The organism is Flavobacterium sp. 9 (genome assembly GCF_002754195.1).
Taxonomy (GTDB): Bacteria; Bacteroidota; Bacteroidia; order Flavobacteriales; family Flavobacteriaceae; genus Flavobacterium.
This window is the reverse complement of record NZ_PEEU01000001.1, coordinates 3460396-3479108: the sequence shown is the minus strand read 5'-3', so window position 1 is coordinate 3479108 and position 18713 is coordinate 3460396. Positions and strand designations below refer to the sequence as shown.

19 protein-coding genes are annotated in these 18713 nt (G+C 33.0%); 14 read left to right on the top strand and 5 right to left on the bottom strand.

The window, feature by feature from the left end:
- Positions 1–210: 210 nt before the first annotated feature.
- Positions 211–528 carry a thioredoxin gene (gene trxA, locus CLU81_RS14345; RefSeq protein WP_041516662.1) on the bottom strand — a complete coding sequence of 106 codons (318 nt, stop codon included), beginning with the start codon at positions 526–528 and terminating at the stop codon, positions 211–213.
- 246 nt (positions 529–774) lie between these two features.
- Here trxA and CLU81_RS14340 point away from each other — a divergent pair, with 246 nt between their 5' ends.
- The gene (locus CLU81_RS14340; protein ID WP_099710433.1) at positions 775–3234 is read left to right on the top strand and encodes an AsmA family protein; all 2460 of its coding nucleotides are present in this window, start codon (positions 775–777) and stop codon (positions 3232–3234) included.
- 240 nt (positions 3235–3474) lie between these two features.
- Here CLU81_RS14340 and CLU81_RS14335 read toward each other — a convergent pair whose 3' ends face one another.
- Positions 3475–3750 (bottom strand): hypothetical protein, encoded by a 276-nt coding sequence (locus tag CLU81_RS14335; protein ID WP_099710432.1) that lies wholly within the window; start codon positions 3748–3750, stop codon positions 3475–3477.
- A 158-nt stretch (positions 3751–3908) separates the two neighbouring features.
- On the opposite strand from CLU81_RS14335, the gene CLU81_RS14330 reads away from it, so the two are divergent.
- The 6 genes from CLU81_RS14330 (at position 3909) to CLU81_RS14305 (ending at position 9380) form a co-directional block, all read left to right on the top strand.
- The gene (locus CLU81_RS14330) at positions 3909–4121 is read left to right on the top strand and encodes a helix-turn-helix domain-containing protein (protein WP_099710431.1); all 213 of its coding nucleotides are present in this window, start codon (positions 3909–3911) and stop codon (positions 4119–4121) included.
- Positions 4111–5724, top strand: coding sequence for a DNA cytosine methyltransferase (locus CLU81_RS14325; RefSeq protein WP_099710430.1), 1614 nt, complete (start codon positions 4111–4113; stop codon positions 5722–5724). Before CLU81_RS14330 ends, CLU81_RS14325 begins: the two co-directional genes overlap by 11 nt.
- Positions 5724–6626, top strand: coding sequence for an ATP-binding protein (locus CLU81_RS14320; RefSeq protein WP_099710429.1), 903 nt, complete (start codon positions 5724–5726; stop codon positions 6624–6626). Before CLU81_RS14325 ends, CLU81_RS14320 begins: the two co-directional genes overlap by 1 nt.
- Positions 6599–8377, top strand: coding sequence for an ATP-binding protein (locus CLU81_RS14315; protein WP_099710428.1), 1779 nt, complete (start codon positions 6599–6601; stop codon positions 8375–8377). Before CLU81_RS14320 ends, CLU81_RS14315 begins: the two co-directional genes overlap by 28 nt.
- 5 nt (positions 8378–8382) lie before the next feature.
- Complete coding sequence (locus tag CLU81_RS14310) at positions 8383–8790, top strand: response regulator transcription factor (RefSeq protein WP_099710427.1); 408 nt, start codon at positions 8383–8385, stop codon at positions 8788–8790.
- Between the two features lie 170 nt (positions 8791–8960).
- On the top strand, positions 8961–9380 hold the full coding sequence (locus CLU81_RS14305) for a very short patch repair endonuclease (protein ID WP_099710426.1): 420 nt from the start codon (positions 8961–8963) through the stop codon (positions 9378–9380).
- A gap of 131 nt (positions 9381–9511) precedes the next feature.
- On the opposite strand, the gene CLU81_RS14300 is transcribed toward CLU81_RS14305, so the two are convergent.
- Complete coding sequence (locus tag CLU81_RS14300) at positions 9512–9748, bottom strand: hypothetical protein (protein ID WP_099710425.1); 237 nt, start codon at positions 9746–9748, stop codon at positions 9512–9514.
- A gap of 466 nt (positions 9749–10214) precedes the next feature.
- On the opposite strand from CLU81_RS14300, the gene CLU81_RS14295 reads away from it, so the two are divergent.
- On the top strand, positions 10215–10529 hold the full coding sequence (locus CLU81_RS14295; protein ID WP_099710424.1) for an HPF/RaiA family ribosome-associated protein: 315 nt from the start codon (positions 10215–10217) through the stop codon (positions 10527–10529).
- Between the two features lie 232 nt (positions 10530–10761).
- Positions 10762–11925: an NAD(P)H:quinone oxidoreductase gene (gene wrbA / locus CLU81_RS14290; protein WP_099710423.1), complete on the top strand. Its 1164-nt coding sequence runs from the start codon at positions 10762–10764 to the stop codon at positions 11923–11925.
- Between the two features lie 311 nt (positions 11926–12236).
- Here the strand turns inward: wrbA and CLU81_RS14285 are convergent, their stop codons facing one another.
- The gene (locus CLU81_RS14285; RefSeq protein ID WP_099710422.1) at positions 12237–12896 is read right to left on the bottom strand and encodes a hypothetical protein; all 660 of its coding nucleotides are present in this window, start codon (positions 12894–12896) and stop codon (positions 12237–12239) included.
- A 248-nt stretch (positions 12897–13144) separates the two neighbouring features.
- Between CLU81_RS14285 and CLU81_RS14280 the strand changes: the two genes are divergently transcribed.
- The 5 genes from CLU81_RS14280 to CLU81_RS14260 all read left to right on the top strand — a co-directional run bounded on the left by CLU81_RS14280 (position 13145) and on the right by CLU81_RS14260 (position 17145).
- Entirely contained in the window at positions 13145–13636 is a 492-nt protein-coding gene (locus tag CLU81_RS14280) for a nuclear transport factor 2 family protein (protein WP_099710421.1), read from the top strand.
- A gap of 262 nt (positions 13637–13898) precedes the next feature.
- Entirely contained in the window at positions 13899–15281 is a 1383-nt protein-coding gene (locus CLU81_RS14275; RefSeq protein ID WP_099710420.1) for an ammonium transporter, read from the top strand.
- A gap of 171 nt (positions 15282–15452) precedes the next feature.
- Positions 15453–16130: a tRNA (guanosine(46)-N7)-methyltransferase TrmB gene (gene trmB, locus CLU81_RS14270; protein ID WP_099712767.1), complete on the top strand. Its 678-nt coding sequence runs from the start codon at positions 15453–15455 to the stop codon at positions 16128–16130.
- Between the two features lie 42 nt (positions 16131–16172).
- Positions 16173–16808 (top strand): LysE family transporter, encoded by a 636-nt coding sequence (locus CLU81_RS14265; protein ID WP_099710419.1) that lies wholly within the window; start codon positions 16173–16175, stop codon positions 16806–16808.
- A 10-nt stretch (positions 16809–16818) separates the two neighbouring features.
- The gene (locus tag CLU81_RS14260; protein WP_099710418.1) at positions 16819–17145 is read left to right on the top strand and encodes an MGMT family protein; all 327 of its coding nucleotides are present in this window, start codon (positions 16819–16821) and stop codon (positions 17143–17145) included.
- Positions 17146–17365: 220 nt separating this feature from the next.
- Here CLU81_RS14260 and CLU81_RS14255 read toward each other — a convergent pair whose 3' ends face one another.
- Positions 17366–18691: a PAS domain-containing sensor histidine kinase gene (locus CLU81_RS14255; protein ID WP_099710417.1), complete on the bottom strand. Its 1326-nt coding sequence runs from the start codon at positions 18689–18691 to the stop codon at positions 17366–17368.
- Positions 18692–18713 lie beyond the last annotated feature (22 nt).

The window sequence follows — 18713 nt, the reverse complement described above, 5'->3', positions numbered from 1 at the left end:
CGCCTTTGCGTCTTTGCGCGCAAATTTCACACCACCAATAAAAACGCTTAAAATTATAATCGCGCAAAGACGCAGAGACGCCAAGTTTTTTTTAAAAAGAAACACATTTCTTTTATAATTCTATATGTTTAGAAATTACTCTCAATTTTATTCCAATAAAAAAGGCTTGACTTTCGCCAAACCTCTTTTATATAAATCATAATCTTACGATTACAACAAAGCGTCTAAACTATCTGCGTAGGTTTGTTTCGGAGCAACTCCTACTTGTTTTCCTACTACTTCACCGTTATGAAAAACCAAAACGGTTGGTATGTTACGCACACCATATTTTGCAGCGAATTCTTGGTTTGCATCTACGTCTACTTTACCAACAACTACTTTACCTGCGTACTCTTCGCTGATTTGGTCGATGATTGGACCAACCATTCTACAAGGACCACACCATGCTGCCCAAAAATCTACCATTACTGGTTTATCTGATTTCAAAACTACTTCATCAAAAGTAGCATCTGTTATTGCTAATGCCATAATTTCTTATCTTTTTAAAATTATCGTTTGAATTGTTACTCTTCAAACTAGAGTACAAATTTAAAAATTAAATACAAATGAAACACCATTACCAGATTAGTTTTCATTATAAATGTATTGTCAATAATTATATTAACACGAAAAGTATTATTTATAAGTTTTAACCTACAACTATTTGAACGTCATCTTTTTAAAAAAACGTCAGTTTTTTACCTTATCTTTATTGATCCTGAAAATCCACACGAAATGAGAGAAATTTTACTTCATATAAAAACCTTTTTTCAATCGGTTCGTTTTAAGAAATATGCCAAACGTTTTGGCTTCTTTATTTTGGGACTCATCATTTTATTACTTCTTGCTTGCTGCGGATTATCGATTTATTTCAACCAAAATAAAACCGAAATTATCGCCAAAGTCAATACCAAAATCAACGAAAACATTAATGGAAAGTTTCATATTGGCGATTTTCATTATAAGTTCTTAACTGGTTTTCCCAATTTTACTTTGGCCTTAAAAGATGTCGAAATCAAAGACAATCAATGGCAAACACACAAACATACATTATTAGATGCAAAAGAAATTGAGGTTCGATTGAACGTTTGGAGTTTATTGCAAAACGAAATCAATATTCATAAAATCCTGATTAACGAAGCCAATATTTATGTTTATAAAGCCGAAAATGGCTATTCGAATGCAAATATCTTTAAACCTAAAAAGAAAAAAGATCCTAACAATAAATCCGAAACCGAAACTACCATTGACCAAGTTGAACTAAACGGCGTTCACTTTATTCTCGACAATCGTTTAGGTCACAAACTATTTGATTTTGACGTTGCCAACTTAGCCACAAAAGTAGATTATGACGGCGATAATTGGCAAACAAATGTTTTTCTCGACACGCAAATTGCCAGTTTAGCTTTTAATACCGTACACGGAAGTTTTGCAAAACAAAAGGAACTCAAAGGAACTTTTGCGGTTTCTTATGATTCCGGAAAACAAAAAATAGATGTTGTAACCAAAGGTCTCAAAATAGGTACAGATTCTTTTGATATTACAGCTTATTTTAATTTGGCCAAAGGAAATGCGCTCTTCGGAATCAATATTGGAACAACTATTTTATGGCAAAATGCATCCAATTTATTATCGGCAAACATAAGTTCTAAGCTTAACCGATTTAATCTAAAAAAAGAAATCGATGTGAATTGTGACATCAAAGGCGATTTTAATGCCGAAGGCGATCCCAGAATTGTAGTTCAGCCAATTATAAAAAATAACGAACTCAGCATTCCGGACGGACAACTTACTGATTGTAGTTTTAAGGGTATTTTTACCAATAATTTTAAACCAAAAGAAGGTTTTAACGATGCAAATTCGGCTATTATTTTAACCCATTTTTCAGCAAATTATGAAAATATACCGCTTAAGATTCCGCAATTATCGATTAATAATCTCGAGAAACCATTGGCAACTGGTTACGTAAGTTCTGATTTTGATGTTACGAAACTAAACGAAGCAAGCAACGACAAATGGATTCAGTTTTCTGAAGGTCACGCTACAGCAAATCTCAAATTTCAGTTTGATATTGTCGATTTGTTTATCACCAAACCGCGTTTTATTGGAAACGTAAATGTGCAGAATGTATCTTTTCATTTTATTCCGAAAAATATTCACGCCGAAAAAATCAACGTTCAGCTCGACTTTACCGAAAAAGCTTTGTTGATTAAAAAAATTGCTTACAAACACAATAAAAACATCGTTTATATCGAAGGTAAAATCGATAATTTCCTGAATTTATATTATGATGCACCCGAAAAAATGGTCGTAAACTGGGATATTTATTGCCCAAATATCGATCTAAAACAATTTCTAGGCGTTTTGGCGAGTTCACAAAAAAGTAAAGCAACGCCCAAAAAAGCTACAATGTCTCATCAATTGCGAAATGCAATCGAAAAATGCGTCGTAGATATCAACATCAAAGCCGACAAAATAAATTATAATAAACTGACCGCCACCAATACAAAAGCCGAAATCCAGATGATCGATTCCAGGCTTATTATCAAAAATGGTTCTCTGCAAACTTCTGGCGGAAGCATAACTTTTAGCACTATCGTCGCACCAAATGGAAATAACTTTAATTTTAGTTCGAATGCGCAGGTAAATCGGGTTGATATTGCGAATTTTTTAAGATCGTTTAACAACTTCGGGATCCAGTCTTTTTCGCCAAATAACATCAAAGGAAAACTCAGCAGCAAGGCAAATGTCACCGGATTAATCAATAGTAAAGGCGAATTAATCACCAATTCTATGCACGGAAAACTTGATTTTAATGTCAATCAAGGCGCGTTACTTAACTTTGAACCTATTGTAAAAGTTGGAAAATTTGCGTTTCCGTTTCGCGATGTCAAGAACATTACTTTTAGTGATTTGTCGGGAAACCTCAACATGCGTGGCGAACAAATCGACGTCAATAATCTAACCATCAGTTCCAGCGTGCTCAACTTCGACGTCAACGGAATTTACTCTTTTGGCCGAGGCACCAATCTCGCCCTCACAATCCCACTCCGAAACTCTAAAAACGACGTCAAACTTGCCACCAAAGCCGAACGTGACGCCGTTCGCGACCGCGGAATTGTACTGCATTTAATCGCACTCGACGACGATGGAAAAATGAAAATTAAATGGGGAAAGAAGGATAAAGAGAAGTAATTTTATCACACAATATTGCATAAAAACATCCACTAATTCAACCTATCTTGTCATTGCGAGGAAAGACCTGTTTGCCGTGGCGAAAGCAATCACACTCGAAACTTACCCAATCTGATTTAACAGCAAGCAAATAACAACTGCTAATTCGTCCAATCTTGTCATTGCGAGGGACGAAGCAATCACGCTAGAAACTAGCCAAAGATTTGTCTCTCTAAACAAAGTCCAAGAGTTTCTACAACTTTAAATATATACTGACACTATCCCTAAAATAAGTATCAATACAATCAATCCAATTCCTACCTCATTTATTCTTGAAACTCGCTGTTCAAAATTCTTTTTAAATGATAATACAGCTGGCACAAAAAATAAATTTATTAAAATACTAAATGGTAAAATCAAATAAGAAACACCTTCCGGACCTCCATTTGATAGAAATATAGAAACCGAAACAGGAATAAAATAAATATTTATGATAATGATTAAAAAAGCTATTATTTTATTTCTTCTGCTTATCATAGATTTCTTGATTTAAAATTAACAATCATCACAAAGATATTTTCTTTTCTAGAATCTTAAACGCCAGTCAGAAATGATTGGCGTTTTTTTATGAGAAAAAACTCAAATCATTTTAAAAAATGAGGACAATTGTCAGCACGTAAGTACATTTATCGGTTATGAATCTGAAAGAAAAATTTGGACATAAAATAAAATCCTTAAGAGAAAATAAGCAATACTCCATTGAGTATCTGGCAAATATTGCCAACATCGACAGAACATACATTTCTGATATTGAAAAAGGAAAAAGAAATGTATCTCTTTTAATCATCGAAAAACTTTCAAAAGCTCTTGAAGTAAATATTCAAGAATTATTTAATTATGAAGAATAAATTAACACATATCGAGCTTTTTGCTGGATGTGGAGGAATGAGCCTAGGATTAGATTCCGCTGGATTTGAATTGTTTTTTGCCAATGAATTATCTCCCATGGCGGGAGAAACTTTTGCATATAATATTTTAAACGAAAATCTTAGCTCTTTATCAAAAGAGAAAAAAAATGCTTCTAAATCACTCTGGATCAAAAGTAATTATCCAGAAAATGATTTAGAAAACAGATTACGTGAAAATCCCTTTTCGACATCAATTGGAAAATTTTCCGATTTAGACAAAAACATTAATCTAAAAGAAAAATTACTAATTGGAAACATTGATCATTTATTAGATTTTCTTGACAACAATCCTAAAATTGTTAAGGAACTAAAAGCAAAAAATATTGATTTAGTTTCTGGTGGACCTCCGTGCCAAAGTTTTAGTTTAGCAGGAAGAAGAGAAAAAAACAATCACAAAAATCAATTGCCACTTTCTTTTGCAAGATTTGCAGGATTAGTAAAACCTAAAACTGTTCTATTGGAAAACGTTAAAGGAATAACAGCTCCTTTTACAGAAGCAGATGAAGAAGGTAAACATAAATATTATGCATGGTTGGAGGTTTCAAAAGCATTTGCCTTAGAAGGCTATGTCCCTGTTTGTATGATGCTAAACTCAAAATATTTTGGTGTTCCTCAAAATAGACCACGTTTCATTTTACAAGCGTATAGAAAAGATGTATTTACGAAATTGAAAAAATTGCAGGCAAAGAATGAAATTCTTTTAACATCTGAAAAATTCTACAATTTAGTAATTACTAACAAACACAATTTAGAGAATATTACGGAAAAAGATTTTAAATATTATGATATCGAAAACAATTCAGAATTGTTTGATGGAATAATTTTACCAAAAAAATCTCATCTAAACAATGACTTTATTACCACCAACGATGCTATTGAAGATATAAAGAACACATCAGTTACATATGAATTAAACAAAACCAATGGTCAATATGCAAACTCAATTAATGCAATATTTTCTCATGATTTAAATAATTCAATCCAAATTAAAAATCACGAGATTAGGAATCATAACTTTTTGGTTAAATCTAGATTTCGATTTTATCAAGTTATAGAACAATTCCAAAATGGATTAAAAAAAGGAGCTACTGATTTATTTACAGGTAAAGATATTTCGAAAGATTTATTAAATAAATTAATGGTTGAATTTTCGAAACATGAACTATTATTTATTAATAATGGAAAAGAAATTTCTAAAGTTCCCAAAAACATTGAAGTTGTTGAAACTCTAATAAAATCTATCCCTACTCGTAAACATTCACAAAGGGCCTTGAGAAAACTTGAACCCGCTCCTGCTCAATTAACTATTCCTGATGACTTATGTCATTATGACACTAACGAACCTCGTACTTTAACTGTTCGTGAAATGGCAAGGTTTCAATCATTTCCAGATTGGTATGAATTCAGATCTAAAGTTACAACTGGAGGAGACATGAGAAAGTTTGAAGTACCACAATATACCCAAGTAGGAAATGCTGTTCCTCCATTATTAGCAAAAGCTATTGGAGAAACGATTAAAAAACATTTAAACGAAATTTTATAATGGCAAAATATCAAAGAATTCTTGGGGGCGAAAAAAATGACTTGACTGGCAAGCCTTTTACCAAAGAGGAATTGGAAAAAGTGGGCGACTTATATATTGAAATTAACGGTCAAGGCATTCACGAAAACAATCCCAAAATTCATAATCTTGCCAATGAATTAAATCGAACAATTAGATCGGTAGAAAATCAACTACTAGGCTTTAGAGCAGTTCACACTGGAAAAAGCGGACGAGCAAATTTCAATTCCTTGATTCCTAAAATTTGGAAAGAAAAAAATACTCAGGTTGAAAAAGTTGAAGTATTAAAAGAAAGAGAACTTTTCGATGAGTTTAAATTTAGAATAAGCTCACAATTAAAAAACATTTTAGGAAAAAATTTAATTACCGATGATTTTGTAGCTGTATTTGAATTAGTGAAAAATTCATTTGACGCCCATGCTAAAAAAGTAAAAATTATTTTTGATAAGGATAAAATCACTATTTGGGATGATGGGAAAGGGATGAACAGAAGAGACATTATAGACAAATGGCTTTTCATCGCTTATTCAGCTAAGAATGAAGGAGTAGAAGATATCGAGTTTCAAGAAGATAAAAACATATCTTATAGAGATCGAATAAATCCAAATAGAAGTTATGCCGGACAAAAAGGTATTGGTAGAATGGGAAGTGATAGACTTGGGTCTAAACTCGACATGACAACCAGAAAAGTAAACGATGATACATATTGGAATTTGAAATTTGATTGGGATGAATATGAAGACGATGCATTAGACGAATTCAGTGATATTGAAATTGAATACAAAAATAGCAAAACTACAAATTTTGAAGATTTTGAAAACGGATTAATTTTACAAATCTCAAATCTCAGAAATGTATGGTCAAGAAAAAAATTATTGATTTAAAAAAATCTTTATCAAAACTAATAAATCCTTTTACCCTTCAAAACGAATTTACAATTGAAATTATTTGTTCTAGAGAATTGGGAAAAGACAATGAATTAAAAGAAAATCCTGATTTTAATCCATCAAATATAATAAATGGTGAAGTGAAAAATTTTGTTTTTGAGGCATTAAACATCGCAACAACACAAATTAAGGTTAAAATATTTGAGAATGAAGATCAAGAATATATTGAAACTGAATTAATTGATAGGGGAAATCTAATTTATAAAATAACAGAACCAAATAAATTCAATTATATTCCCTTAGAATCAAACATACTCCTTTTTTATTTAAATACTCCCGCAAAAGCCAGCTTTACGAAGTTGATGGGAATTACTTCATCTGAATTTGGCTCAATCTTTCTATTTAATAATGGTTTTAGAATATTACCGTTTGGAGAACCAAATAACGATCCTTTCAACATTAATAAAAGAAAAGCACAAGGCCGTACAAGATTTTTAGGAACACGCGAATTAATTGGTCATGTTGCAATTTCTGAAAATACTGAACAATTTCAAGAGACATCAAGCCGTGACGGTGGTTTAATAGATTCTCCAGGAACAAGAGAACTTGAAAATTTCTTCTTAGAAACATTAAGAAAACTTGAGAGTTTTGTTGAACCAATTTTGTGGAAAATAAAAAAAAGAACAGGGAATGAAGAAGAAGTTTTTGATTTAACAGCCAAAAATCAAATTCTTGATTTTGTCGAAAAAATTTCAGGAAAGAAAGATATTAAGCTAATTGATTATTCAGACAATCTTCTTAATTATATAACTGAAAACATTGAAGAAAAAAACTTGCCCCTATTTGACAAATTAAGAGCTATTGCATTAAAAGCAAATGATCAAGCAAGTTTATTAACAATTGATCAGGAAGAAACTAAATACGAAAAAGAAGTAAAAAAAAGAATTAAGGCTGAAGAAAAAGCAGCTGAGGAAGAAGCAAAAAGAATAGAAGCTGAAGAAAAAGCAGCTGAAGAAGAGCAAAAAAGAAAAGATGCTGAAGAATCTCTTAAAGAAAAAATAACTGAGAATCTATTTTTAAAATCTGTAAAATCGCAAGATTTTGATGAAGTAATAAGTTTTTTACATCACATTGGATTAGGTTCATTAAATATAGATAATGAATTAAAGCTATTTGTAAAACAATTAAGAAAAGGAAAAGAAATTAATAAGGAAAAGCTTTTAAGAACTCTTGATTACACTTTATTTGAGAATAGAAAAATATTAACTATATCAAAGTTTGCGTCAAAAGCAAATTTCAAACTCTTTACATCATCAGTAAAAATAGATGTTATTACATATTTATCAGAATACATACACAACATATTAGGGCTTGTAGAAAATCAATCACCTAGAATTACAATCGACAGATTAAAAGGAGAAGAATTTCTGATTGATGTAAAGCCAATAGAATTAAATATTATAATTGATAATTTAATAAGTAATTCAAGAAGAGCTAAGGCACAATTAATAAATATAGTCTTTAGAGTAAAAGACACTTATCTCGAAATTAGAATAATAGACGATGGTATCGGTATTGATTCTAAAAATATTAATCAATTATTTGAGTTAGGATTTACAACTACCTCTGGATCAGGCATTGGACTACATCATTTAAAAAAAATAATGGATGAAATGAATGGCTCAATAGAATACAACAATGAGAACAAAAAAAACACAGAATTTATAATCAAAATAAAAAATAATTAATAACTATGAAATTACACAATATACTTTGGATAGAAGATGATCCTAAAATTGTTGAAAACATTACCGAAAGTTTCAGTGAAGCAAAAGACGAAAAAGGATACAATGTAATGCCAACTCATTTTTTAAGTCTAGAAGATCTAGAAAATGATCCCCATCTGGAAATAAGTAGTATTACTATGGCGTTAATTTGTGTGGATTATAATCTTCCAGGTGGATTTAATGGAAATGACGTAATTAAAAAAATCAGAAGTTATAAGGCCAATAAAAATGTTACTATTATATTCTATTCGTTTGCAAAAAATGAAACTGAGCTCAAACAAATTATGGAAAATTCAATAGAAGATATATCAAATATTTTCTTCGTTCATCAAAATGATTTAGAAGACAGAATAATTTTGATTCTCGAGGAATAATTCTTTCTAAATGAAAAAATATATAATTTTAATTTTTAAGTCTATAGATAAAACCATTACTATTAATCAAGTTTTTAAATTATCGTAAAAGTAATAATGAAACTTAATATAGTTAAAATATAATTTTTTACAATCCATAATTACTAAATTCACTTTAAATTCAAGTAATTATGGATTTTCTAAATCCTGAACAACGTTCCAAACTCATGGGTGCAATTCGCAGCACAAATACCAAAGACGAAGTTCGTTTGGCAAAAGCGTTGTGGGCATTAGGTTATAGATATCGTCGAAACAATAAAACAGTTTTTGGCAAACCAGACTTTACTTTCAAAAAAATAAAATTAGCCATATTTGTTGATGGAGAATTTTTTCACGGTAAAAATTGGGATATTGATAGAAATCGCATCAAAACAAATAGCGAATTCTGGATCAAAAAAATTGAACGAAATATACAACGAGATATAGAAGTCAATACTTATCTGGAATCTCAAAACTGGAAAATTCTGCGTTTTTGGAGTAACGATATTAAAAAGAATTTGGATTCGTGTGTTCTTGAAATTCAAAACGCAATTGCAGAAAAACAAGTTTGACAATCGCAACGGAGTTTCTTGCGGAGATTCCTCATTCTTCGGAATGACAAAGCAGGCGGAAGAAGGAAACAATCAGAAAAAGAATAACAATAAAAAAAGCCACTTCACAGTGGCTTTTCGTTTATTATAGTTTAATCATTTACATCCAAATAGGGATTTAAGATTTCGGCTAGTTCATTGAGCCAGAAATAACCTTCTTCAACTCCTTTTGGATCGATTTGCAGGGTTTCGCATTCTCGCATTAAAGACATCGCGAGAAGATAATTTACTCTTCGGATTGCTTTTGCGAAACTTTTAGGATCTGTTGCTTGGTTGAAAAATTCGTTTAACCGCAATTCTGTTTCTTTTGAAAGGGTGTTTAGACTCATAATTTTGAAGTTTAGGAGATATAAAACCCGTATGGGTTAGCTGTCCTACGCCTTCAAAAGCGTTGCAGTTGTTTCCAATACCGCCAGCGTACCACACGGGCAAGAAGTTTTTCATGATCATAATTTTGAAGTTTAGGACTGCGAAGATACCAAAAAACGTTGTGGTTTGTTCGGGTTTTCTTTGTTGATTTAAAAAGTTGTGAATTTTTAGTTTGTTTGTTGTTGCGAGACTTCTCCCGAAGCTTCGGGATCGCTCAGCCTGACAATTGGAATGAAAACGTGACGGAGTTTCTTGTGTGATTTCTCCCTTCGCTCGAAATGACAAACTCTACAAGATTTCTTCGTTATAAAATGATAAACTCGAACAAAAAAAAGCGTAATTATTTTCTTAATATTTTATTAACTCACTTGTGTTTTCATTCTAAAAAAGATAGCTTTGAGAAACAATCATTAAATATAAACCCATATGAAAATTCAAATCAATACCGACAAGAACATCGAAGGACACGAAAGATTAGAAGCTTATTTTTCTGGAGAATTAGAAAAAGGTTTAGCGCGTTTTGAGGAAAAAATAACCCGCATCGAAGTACATTTTGGAGATGAAAATGGAGAGAAATTCAGCTTAAACGATAAAAAATGTGTGATTGAAGTTCGCCCAGTAAAACTACAACCAATAACAGTTACAGAACATTCTGATACGCTTGAAAAAGCTTTTAGTGGTGCGTTGGCTAAAGCAAAAAAATCACTTACGACGACTTTCGAAAAACAGAAAGCGTTTTAATTTATATACCAACAAATACAAAAATGGCATTATCTCAGATTTAGATAATGCCATTTTTTATTTATATTCTAATTCGTTCTGTGTAATTACTTCGCTAATAAAATTAAGATAATAATAACGCTTTTCGCTATTGTAAGAGGTAAATTTGCAGTCCCAAAAAACGAACTTAATCCTTGACGGAAAACAAGCAAATTGATTGGGATTCTCTATAATAATTTTTTAAAATAAACTCATGAAAAAGCAACTACTCGTATTACTAACCGCAGTTTTGTTAAGTTTTGGCGTAAATGCACAAGTAAAATCATCTGAAACAAATGTTCTGGTTTTGATCTATTCTCAAAACGGAGGAACGTATAAAATGGCAAAAGCTATTGCTGAAGGAATTCAGGAATATCCAAATACAAAAGCAACTATAAAACGTGTTCCTTCGATAAATGCAAAAGAAAAACTAAATGCCGATGTTGAGAAATTGCCAGTTGCAACGATCGAAGAATTGGCAAATTATGACGGAATCGCTTTTGGAAGTCCGGTGCATTTTGCAAATATTAGCGCTGATATGAATTACTTTTTCAGCCAAAGTATTCCGCTTTGGACTTCGAGAACTTTAGAAGGAAAACCAGCAACTGTTTTTATGTCGGCAGGATCCGGAGCAGGAAAAGAAGCTGCGATTTTATCTTTCTGGAATATTCTGGCTTCGCACGGAATGATAATCGTACCCACAGGAATTATGGGAACTGCAACTTTGGACAAAACAGTTCCGCAAGGAAATACTCCGTTTGGGGCAACTTCATTGGCCGGATCGCCTGTTGGAACTCGTCCGTCTCAAAGCGAATTGAATTTGGCTAAAGAACAAGGAAAAGCTTTGGCTAGAGCTGCATCTGGATTGAAAAACACAGAGAATATAAAAACTGTAAAAACAACTTCTACAGAAACTAAAATCGACATCAACAAAACTTTAAAAGACAATAATATCGTTCTTCCTGAAGCTCCAAAACCGGTTGGAAATTATGTTCCGTTTACGATTTCTGATCATAAAGTATATATTAATCAAGTGGCTTTGAAAGAAGGAAAGATCTTGAATCCGGGGAAAGTTGGCGCAACGGTTACAGACGATCAGGCGAAAGAAGCAACGTATCAAACAATGCTAAATGTTATTGCGGTTCTAAAAGAAGCTTGCGGTGGCGATTTGAACAAAGTAAAACAATGTGTGCAATTAACGGGATATTTTAATACTACTCCAGAATATACGCAACATGCTGCGCTTATGAATTCGGCTTCGAATTTGACGGCTTTGGTTTTTGGCGAAAAAGGAAAACATGCCAGAGCTACAATTGGTGCGGCTTCTTTACCGATAAATTCGGCTGTTGAAATTCAGGCGATTTTTGAAATTGAATAAAAAGGAAGTTTTACCGCAAAGGGAGCAAAGGATTACGCAAAGGTCACGAAGTTTTTTGCATTATGCTTTGCTTTGAGATCGCAAAGGAATTGTGTTCAAAACGTTAGACGCACTGCTGTGCGTCTCTACGGAAAATTGGAACGAATCTCATATCATTAATTTCTTTGTTTACGTAAGCGTGAGGGATAGAGCTAAGCTACCGAAGTAGCAGTGAAAGCCCGACAGCAATAAAAAAAGGGGCCGACTAAGCGATTTGCATAGTTGGCCCCTTTTTTTATTGGTGGCACGCCCAGATTATTATTGGCGTTATATTATGATTTTGGCAATGGTGCTCCAACGGCAATATCGCAACGGTGACCTGCTTGTCCGTGTGGCGGATTCATTCCTTCGGCCGTTGCAACTGGCTTTTCGGTACTTAATAAAGTAGGAACAGCATTATTAGCCGGCGGCGTAACTGTAAAATTCTGCGATGTACTTCCGGTTTGTGCAGGAGTTGCAGCAACTGGTTTGGCTACCGGAGAATTTAAAGGCGCTCCAACAGGAATATCACATCTGTGTCCCGGTTGACCATGCGACGGATTCATTCCTTTGGCTACTTTTACCGGAGCCGCAGTTGTTGTAGTGACTACTTGTTGCTGGCTTGGATTCATTTGAACCGTTTGTACAGGTTGCGCATTCGCAGTTTGTCCTTGTTGCGTTGGTGCTGAATTTAATGGCGCGCCAACGGCAATATCGCAACGATGTCCGGGTTCTCCGTGAGCAGGATTTAATCCTTTGGTTTCTCCCAAAACTGTATTTGGATTTGTTGCCGGCATTTGAACTACCGATTTCGCTTTTGCTGTGTCTTTTTCCAATCCTAATTTAACTAATTCAGAAGTTGGTGTGTTTTCTTGTGGTTCCAATTCCTTTTTGCAGGAAACAAAAAGTAGTGAGGAAACAATTACGGAACTGATAAGTATTTTTGGATTCATGATGTCTATTTTTAAAGCACTCAAATATACTAAATCATCTTATACCATATAAGTGATATAAGTTAATTTAAGTTTTGCTTTTTTATTTAGTCTCGCAAAGGCGCGGGGGCGCAAAGAAAATTAACTTGGTGTCTTTGCGCCTTTGCGAGATTAAATCACCACAACGAACAAAAATAAAAACTTGGCGTCTCTGCGCCTTTGCGAGATTAATCTATAATATTGCTTAACTTTAAACCAAAACATAAATCATGAAAAAATCACTTCTACTTCTATTATTCGTTGCTTCTTTTGCAAATGCGCAAACTTCGGAAAAAGATAAAGTCAATCAAACTATCGATGCCTGGCATAAGGCTGCCGCCGATGTGAAATTTGATACTTATTTTAATTTAATGGCTGATGATGCGATTTTCATCGGAACGGACGCTACCGAAAACTGGATTAAAAAAGACTTTAAAGTATGGGCAAAACCTTTTTTTGACAAAGGAACAACTTGGAATTTTACAGCTCTTGAACGTCATATCTTTTTTGATAAAACCGGAAAAATTGCATGGTTTGATGAATTACTAAATACGCAAATGAAAATTTGTCGCGGTTCAGGTGTTTTGGTAAAAGTGGGGAAAGAATGGAAAATTCAGCATTATGTTTTATCAATGACGATTCCGAATGATGATATTGATGCGATCATTAAAGTAAAAGCGCCAATCGAAGATGTTTTGATTGCAAAGCTTCAGAAAAAATAAACATTTTTGAACTTTGTTCTTATAATCCTAACTTTTCTAACACTTTAGCGAATTCGGTATCAATTTAATTATAATATAATTGACAATATTAGTCCTATTTTGGAAGTTCAAAATAAGATTGTCTCAAAAAAACGATTCGAATTTTACAATATTAACTAAAATAAAAGCTATACCTCTATTTTAACAGCCCTTGAAATCAAAATCTTTATTTTTTTTTAACTTTGACCCCAAAAAAAATAGGGTTAAATAAAGTATTTGAAAAATGAAAATAGAAAAACGCTGGATCATTTCCTTTATTATTATAAGTATTGTTTGTATTACCGGCGCATTTTGGCCAACTGTTACTCAAAATAGTTATGTATTATCTGAATTTGGCACAACCGATCATATCGTTCCTGCCGATGTTGCCTGGATGTTAACTTCTTGCTGTCTGGTTTTGATTATGACACCGGGATTATCGTTTTTCTATGGAGGAATGGTAGGCAGAAAAAATGTGATTTCGACCATGTTGCAAAGTTTTATTTGTTTGGGCGTTGTTACACTCTTATGGGTTGTCGTTGGTTTTAGTCTTGCTTTTGGTGATCCTGTAGGATTTGGTTCCGGAGATCATTTTTATAGCTTCTTTGGTAATCCAACAACTTTTGCTTTTATGGATTATGTGGGCGTTTTGCCTCATAAAAAATTAGCAAGTACGATTCCGTTTATGTTATTTGCTTTGTTCCAAATGAAATTTGCGATCATTGCTCCGGCAATTATTACAGGTTCTTTTGCAGAGCGCGTTCGTTTTATATCGTATTTATTATTCATTAGTTTGTTTACCATTTTTATTTATGCGCCTTTGTGCCATTCAGTTTGGTATCCAACAGGAATTTTAGGGACTTATTTTGGAGTGAAAGATTTCGCCGGAGGAACTGTTGTACATATGAGTTCAGGATTTGCAGCTCTTGCGGGAGTTCTTGTTTTAGGAAAAAGAAAAAATAGCGCTCATATACCAACCAATATTCCGTTTGTATTATTAGGAACGGGAATGTTATGGTTTGGATGGTTTGGTTTCAACGCTGGTTCTGCACTTGCAGCCAACGGAACTGCTGCAATGGCTTTTGCAACTACAACAACATCATCTGCTGCTGCAATGTTAACGTGGGTTTTCTTTGATCGAATGAATGGCAGAAAAGTTTCGGCTCTTGGAGCTTGCATTGGAGCCGTTGTAGGTTTGGTTGCTATAACGCCTGCTGCGGGATTTGTGTCGGTTCCTGAAAGTATGTTTTTCGGATTTATAACTGCATTAGTTTCAAACTCTGTTGTAAACTGTCGTTTCTCTAAAAGATTTGATGATACGCTTGACGTTTTCGCTTGTCACGGTGTTGGCGGAATTATGGGAATGATTCTAACAGCTATTTTCGCTCATGGCGAAGATGCAAGTTTACTTCATGGCGGATGGAATGTTTTCGGTCACCATATGATGGCGTTGGTTTTGGTTTCGATCTTTACTTTCTTCGGAGCTTATTTATTGTTTAAAGTAACCAACTTTATTATTCCGCTTCGTGTTTCTGAAGAAAACGAACATATTGGACTTGATTTATCACAACATGACGAAACTCTTGATCCAAAATTAAAACCTATTACTGAGGCTCATTACGGATAAAAAAATATTCTTAATATTAAGATTAGCCACGAATTCACGAATTTTTTCTTCTTCTATTTTATAGTAATTGATAATTAAAAATTCTTGAATTCGTGGCTAATTAACTTTAAACGTGTTTCGGCTATTTTCATTCGTTTATATTCCTTAATTTTGCTGAAAATTTTTGTAAAAGTGGGAAGTAAAAATAAACTAAAAAGATTCAGAGAAAACGAAACGTTTCAAAACGTTTTTCAACCAACAAGAGAAGAAGTTGTAGGCGATTTAATGCCTTTGAAAGGAAAATGGAACTCTGATTTCTTTAAAAATGACAATCCATTAGTTTTAGAATTAGGATGTGGAAAAGGAGAATATTCTGTTGGATTAGCAGAAAGATATCCTAACAAAAATTTTATTGGAATAGACATTAAAGGTGCTCGTTTCTGGAGAGGTGCAAAAACCGCTGTAGAAAACGGTCTTCATAATGTTGCTTTTGTTCGAACTCAAATCGAATTAATCAATCATATTTTTGCCGAAAATGAAGTGGATGAAATCTGGATTACTTTTCCGGATCCGCAAATCAAATACAAAAGAACAAAACACAGAATGACCAATTCGGAGTTTTTGAAATTGTACAAAAGAATCCTTAAAAAAGACGGTGTCGTAAACTTAAAAACCGACAGTGAATTCATGCACGGATATACTCTTGGATTGCTTCACGGTGAAGGACATGAGGTTTTATATGCAAACCATAACGTATATAAAAACGAAGGAAGTCCAGAAGAAGTTACTGCTTTTCAGACTTTTTACGAGAAACAATATTTAGAAATTAATAAGGCAATTACGTATATTCGCTTTAAAATTAAAGACTAATTTAATTTTAAAAACGATTTTTCAAACCCATTAAATAACTGAATGGCATTACTTACCCCATTACTTTCAGGTTTTCTTGCCGCTTTCATTGGGATTATTCCGCCTGGATTAATCAACATGACCGCAGCCAAAGTAAATTTGAAAGAAGGCAAAAAGAATGCTTTATGGTTTGTTGCCGGTGCCATTTTGGTGATCTTTTTTCAGGTTTCTTTGGCCGTTTTATTTGCTCAGGTAATTGATAATCGTCCGGATGTTGTAACGCTGTTACGCGAAATTGGGTTTGTTATCTTCTCAATATTAACGATTTACTTTTTGTTTGTCGCCAAAGAACCAAAAGCAAAAAAATCGAAGATTAAAAAGAGCAGTAAAAAAAGTCGTTTCTTTTTAGGAATGCTGCTCTCAGGTTTGAACTTTTTTCCAATTCCGTATTATGTGGTTGTGAGCGTTACTTTAGCTTCTTATCACCTTTTTGCATTCGAAAATAACATTATTTTTACTTTTGTTTTCGGATCTGTTTTGGGTTCATTTGCAGCATTATACAGCTACATTGGCTTCTTTGGAAAAATAGAAAAGAAAACCGATTATATCATGCGAAACATGAATACTATTATTGGTAGCATCACAGGATTAATTGCCATCGGAACGCTTTTTAATATTCTGAGTTACTATTTCGGTTAATTTTAAAATTATGGCTGAAGATAATTTTTTCGAAAGAGTTTATGCGATCGCCAGACAAATTCCATATGGAAAAGTAACTTCTTATGGCGCTATTGCGAAAGCTTTAGGAACCGCGCGTTCCGCCCGAATGGTCGGTTGGGCAATGAATGCCTGTCACAATATGGATGATGTTCCTGCACACAGAGTTGTAAACAGAAAAGGTCTTTTGACCGGAAAACACCATTTTGACGGAACCAATTTAATGCAGCAACTTCTGGAAAGCGAAGGCATTATTGTAGAAAACAATCAAATTATAAATCTCGAAAAACACTTTTGGACACCTGAAATTGAATTTTAAAAGTTTTTCACCATATAAGTGATATAAGTTCATTTAAAGTGTTGTCTTGATTTACTTTGTCATTTAATCTCGCAAAGACGCGAAGTCGCAAAGTTTTTATTTTTAAATTTTCTTTGCGACTCTGCGTCTTTGCGAGATTAATAAAAATAGCTTCACGTCTTTGCGAGAGATTTATACGTAATCCTTAATATGAACTTATATCACTTATATGGTTTAAATTCTAAATCAAGCAAATCACGAAACTCGTTTTATCTTCATCGGTTTGGTAGCTTAAATAACCGCCGTGGGCTTCTATAATATTTTTCGAAAGTGTTAATCCAATTCCGGCGCCGTCTTTTCTTGTGGTGAAAAATGGTAGAAATACTTTGTCTCTAATTTCCTGATCGATTCCTTTTCCGTTGTCTGAAATAACTATAAAAAAACGATTATTCTCTGTATAACTGGATAAAAACATTTTCTTTTCGCTCTTTTCTTTTAGAGCATAAATACTGTTTGTAATCAAGTTAATAATCACTTGTTCCATCTGATTTTTATCTATCAAAATAGAGCGTGAACTGTGAATCTCATTAATCAATTCAATATTTTCTGCTTTTAGAATTGGATCCATAATTCGGAGGCAATCCTGAAAAAGCGCATTTATTGGCGTCATTATTTTTGTTGGCGTCGGAAGCATGGCTAATTTTCGATAATTCTCAACAAAAACCTGTAAATGATCGCTTCGATTAATAATGGTCGAAATACTACTTTTTATATCGTCAAAATCATCGTCTTCTAGTTTATCCTGATCAACAATGTGGAGTAAATTCTGCGAAAGCGCACGAATTGGCGTTAGGGAATTCATCAATTCATGCGAAATAATCTTCATCAGATTTATCCACGCTTCTTTTTCTTTTTTCTCAATTACACGCTGAATACTATCTAATAAAATTATAAAATACTCTTTATTATATGACTTTGCGTGTGAGGTTTGGAGCATAAAAGTCTGCAAATCCTGTTCTTCTATTTTAATCGAAATTGCCGATTTTAAATCTGTAAAACCAAAATTTTCGACTTCTGAACAAAGTGATGGCAAATAGTTTTTAAGATATTTCCAATGACTGACTTTTGGAACTTTAAATAAGTTAGAGAAACAATCGTTCATCAAAAAAATATTCCATTCTTCATTTTCTTTTTCTAAAATTAAAGTCGCCGTATCAATACTATTTAAAATAGATTGGTAAACAAGTTCTTTTGAAGTTTGTTCTTGTTGCTGCACTTTTAACGCGTCATACAGTAGATATAAACTTTTGAAACTCTCTCTTTTATTGACTTCAGGAAAATTAGTCGTAAAATCATTTTTCAATATAGATTGCAATGTTCTGTCATAAAACAATAATCTGTTTTTGACAAAAAAGTACATTTCAAACAACATTATGGCGCCAAAAAAACCAACTAAAAACGCATTGTAATAAAACATTTTATAGATTAAAAAAACGCAAAAGAAAAAGAGCATCATTATAAACAATACTCTCACAAACAATGCATTATAAAACTTCCAGTTTTTCATTATTTTATTTTTTTCTTGCCAC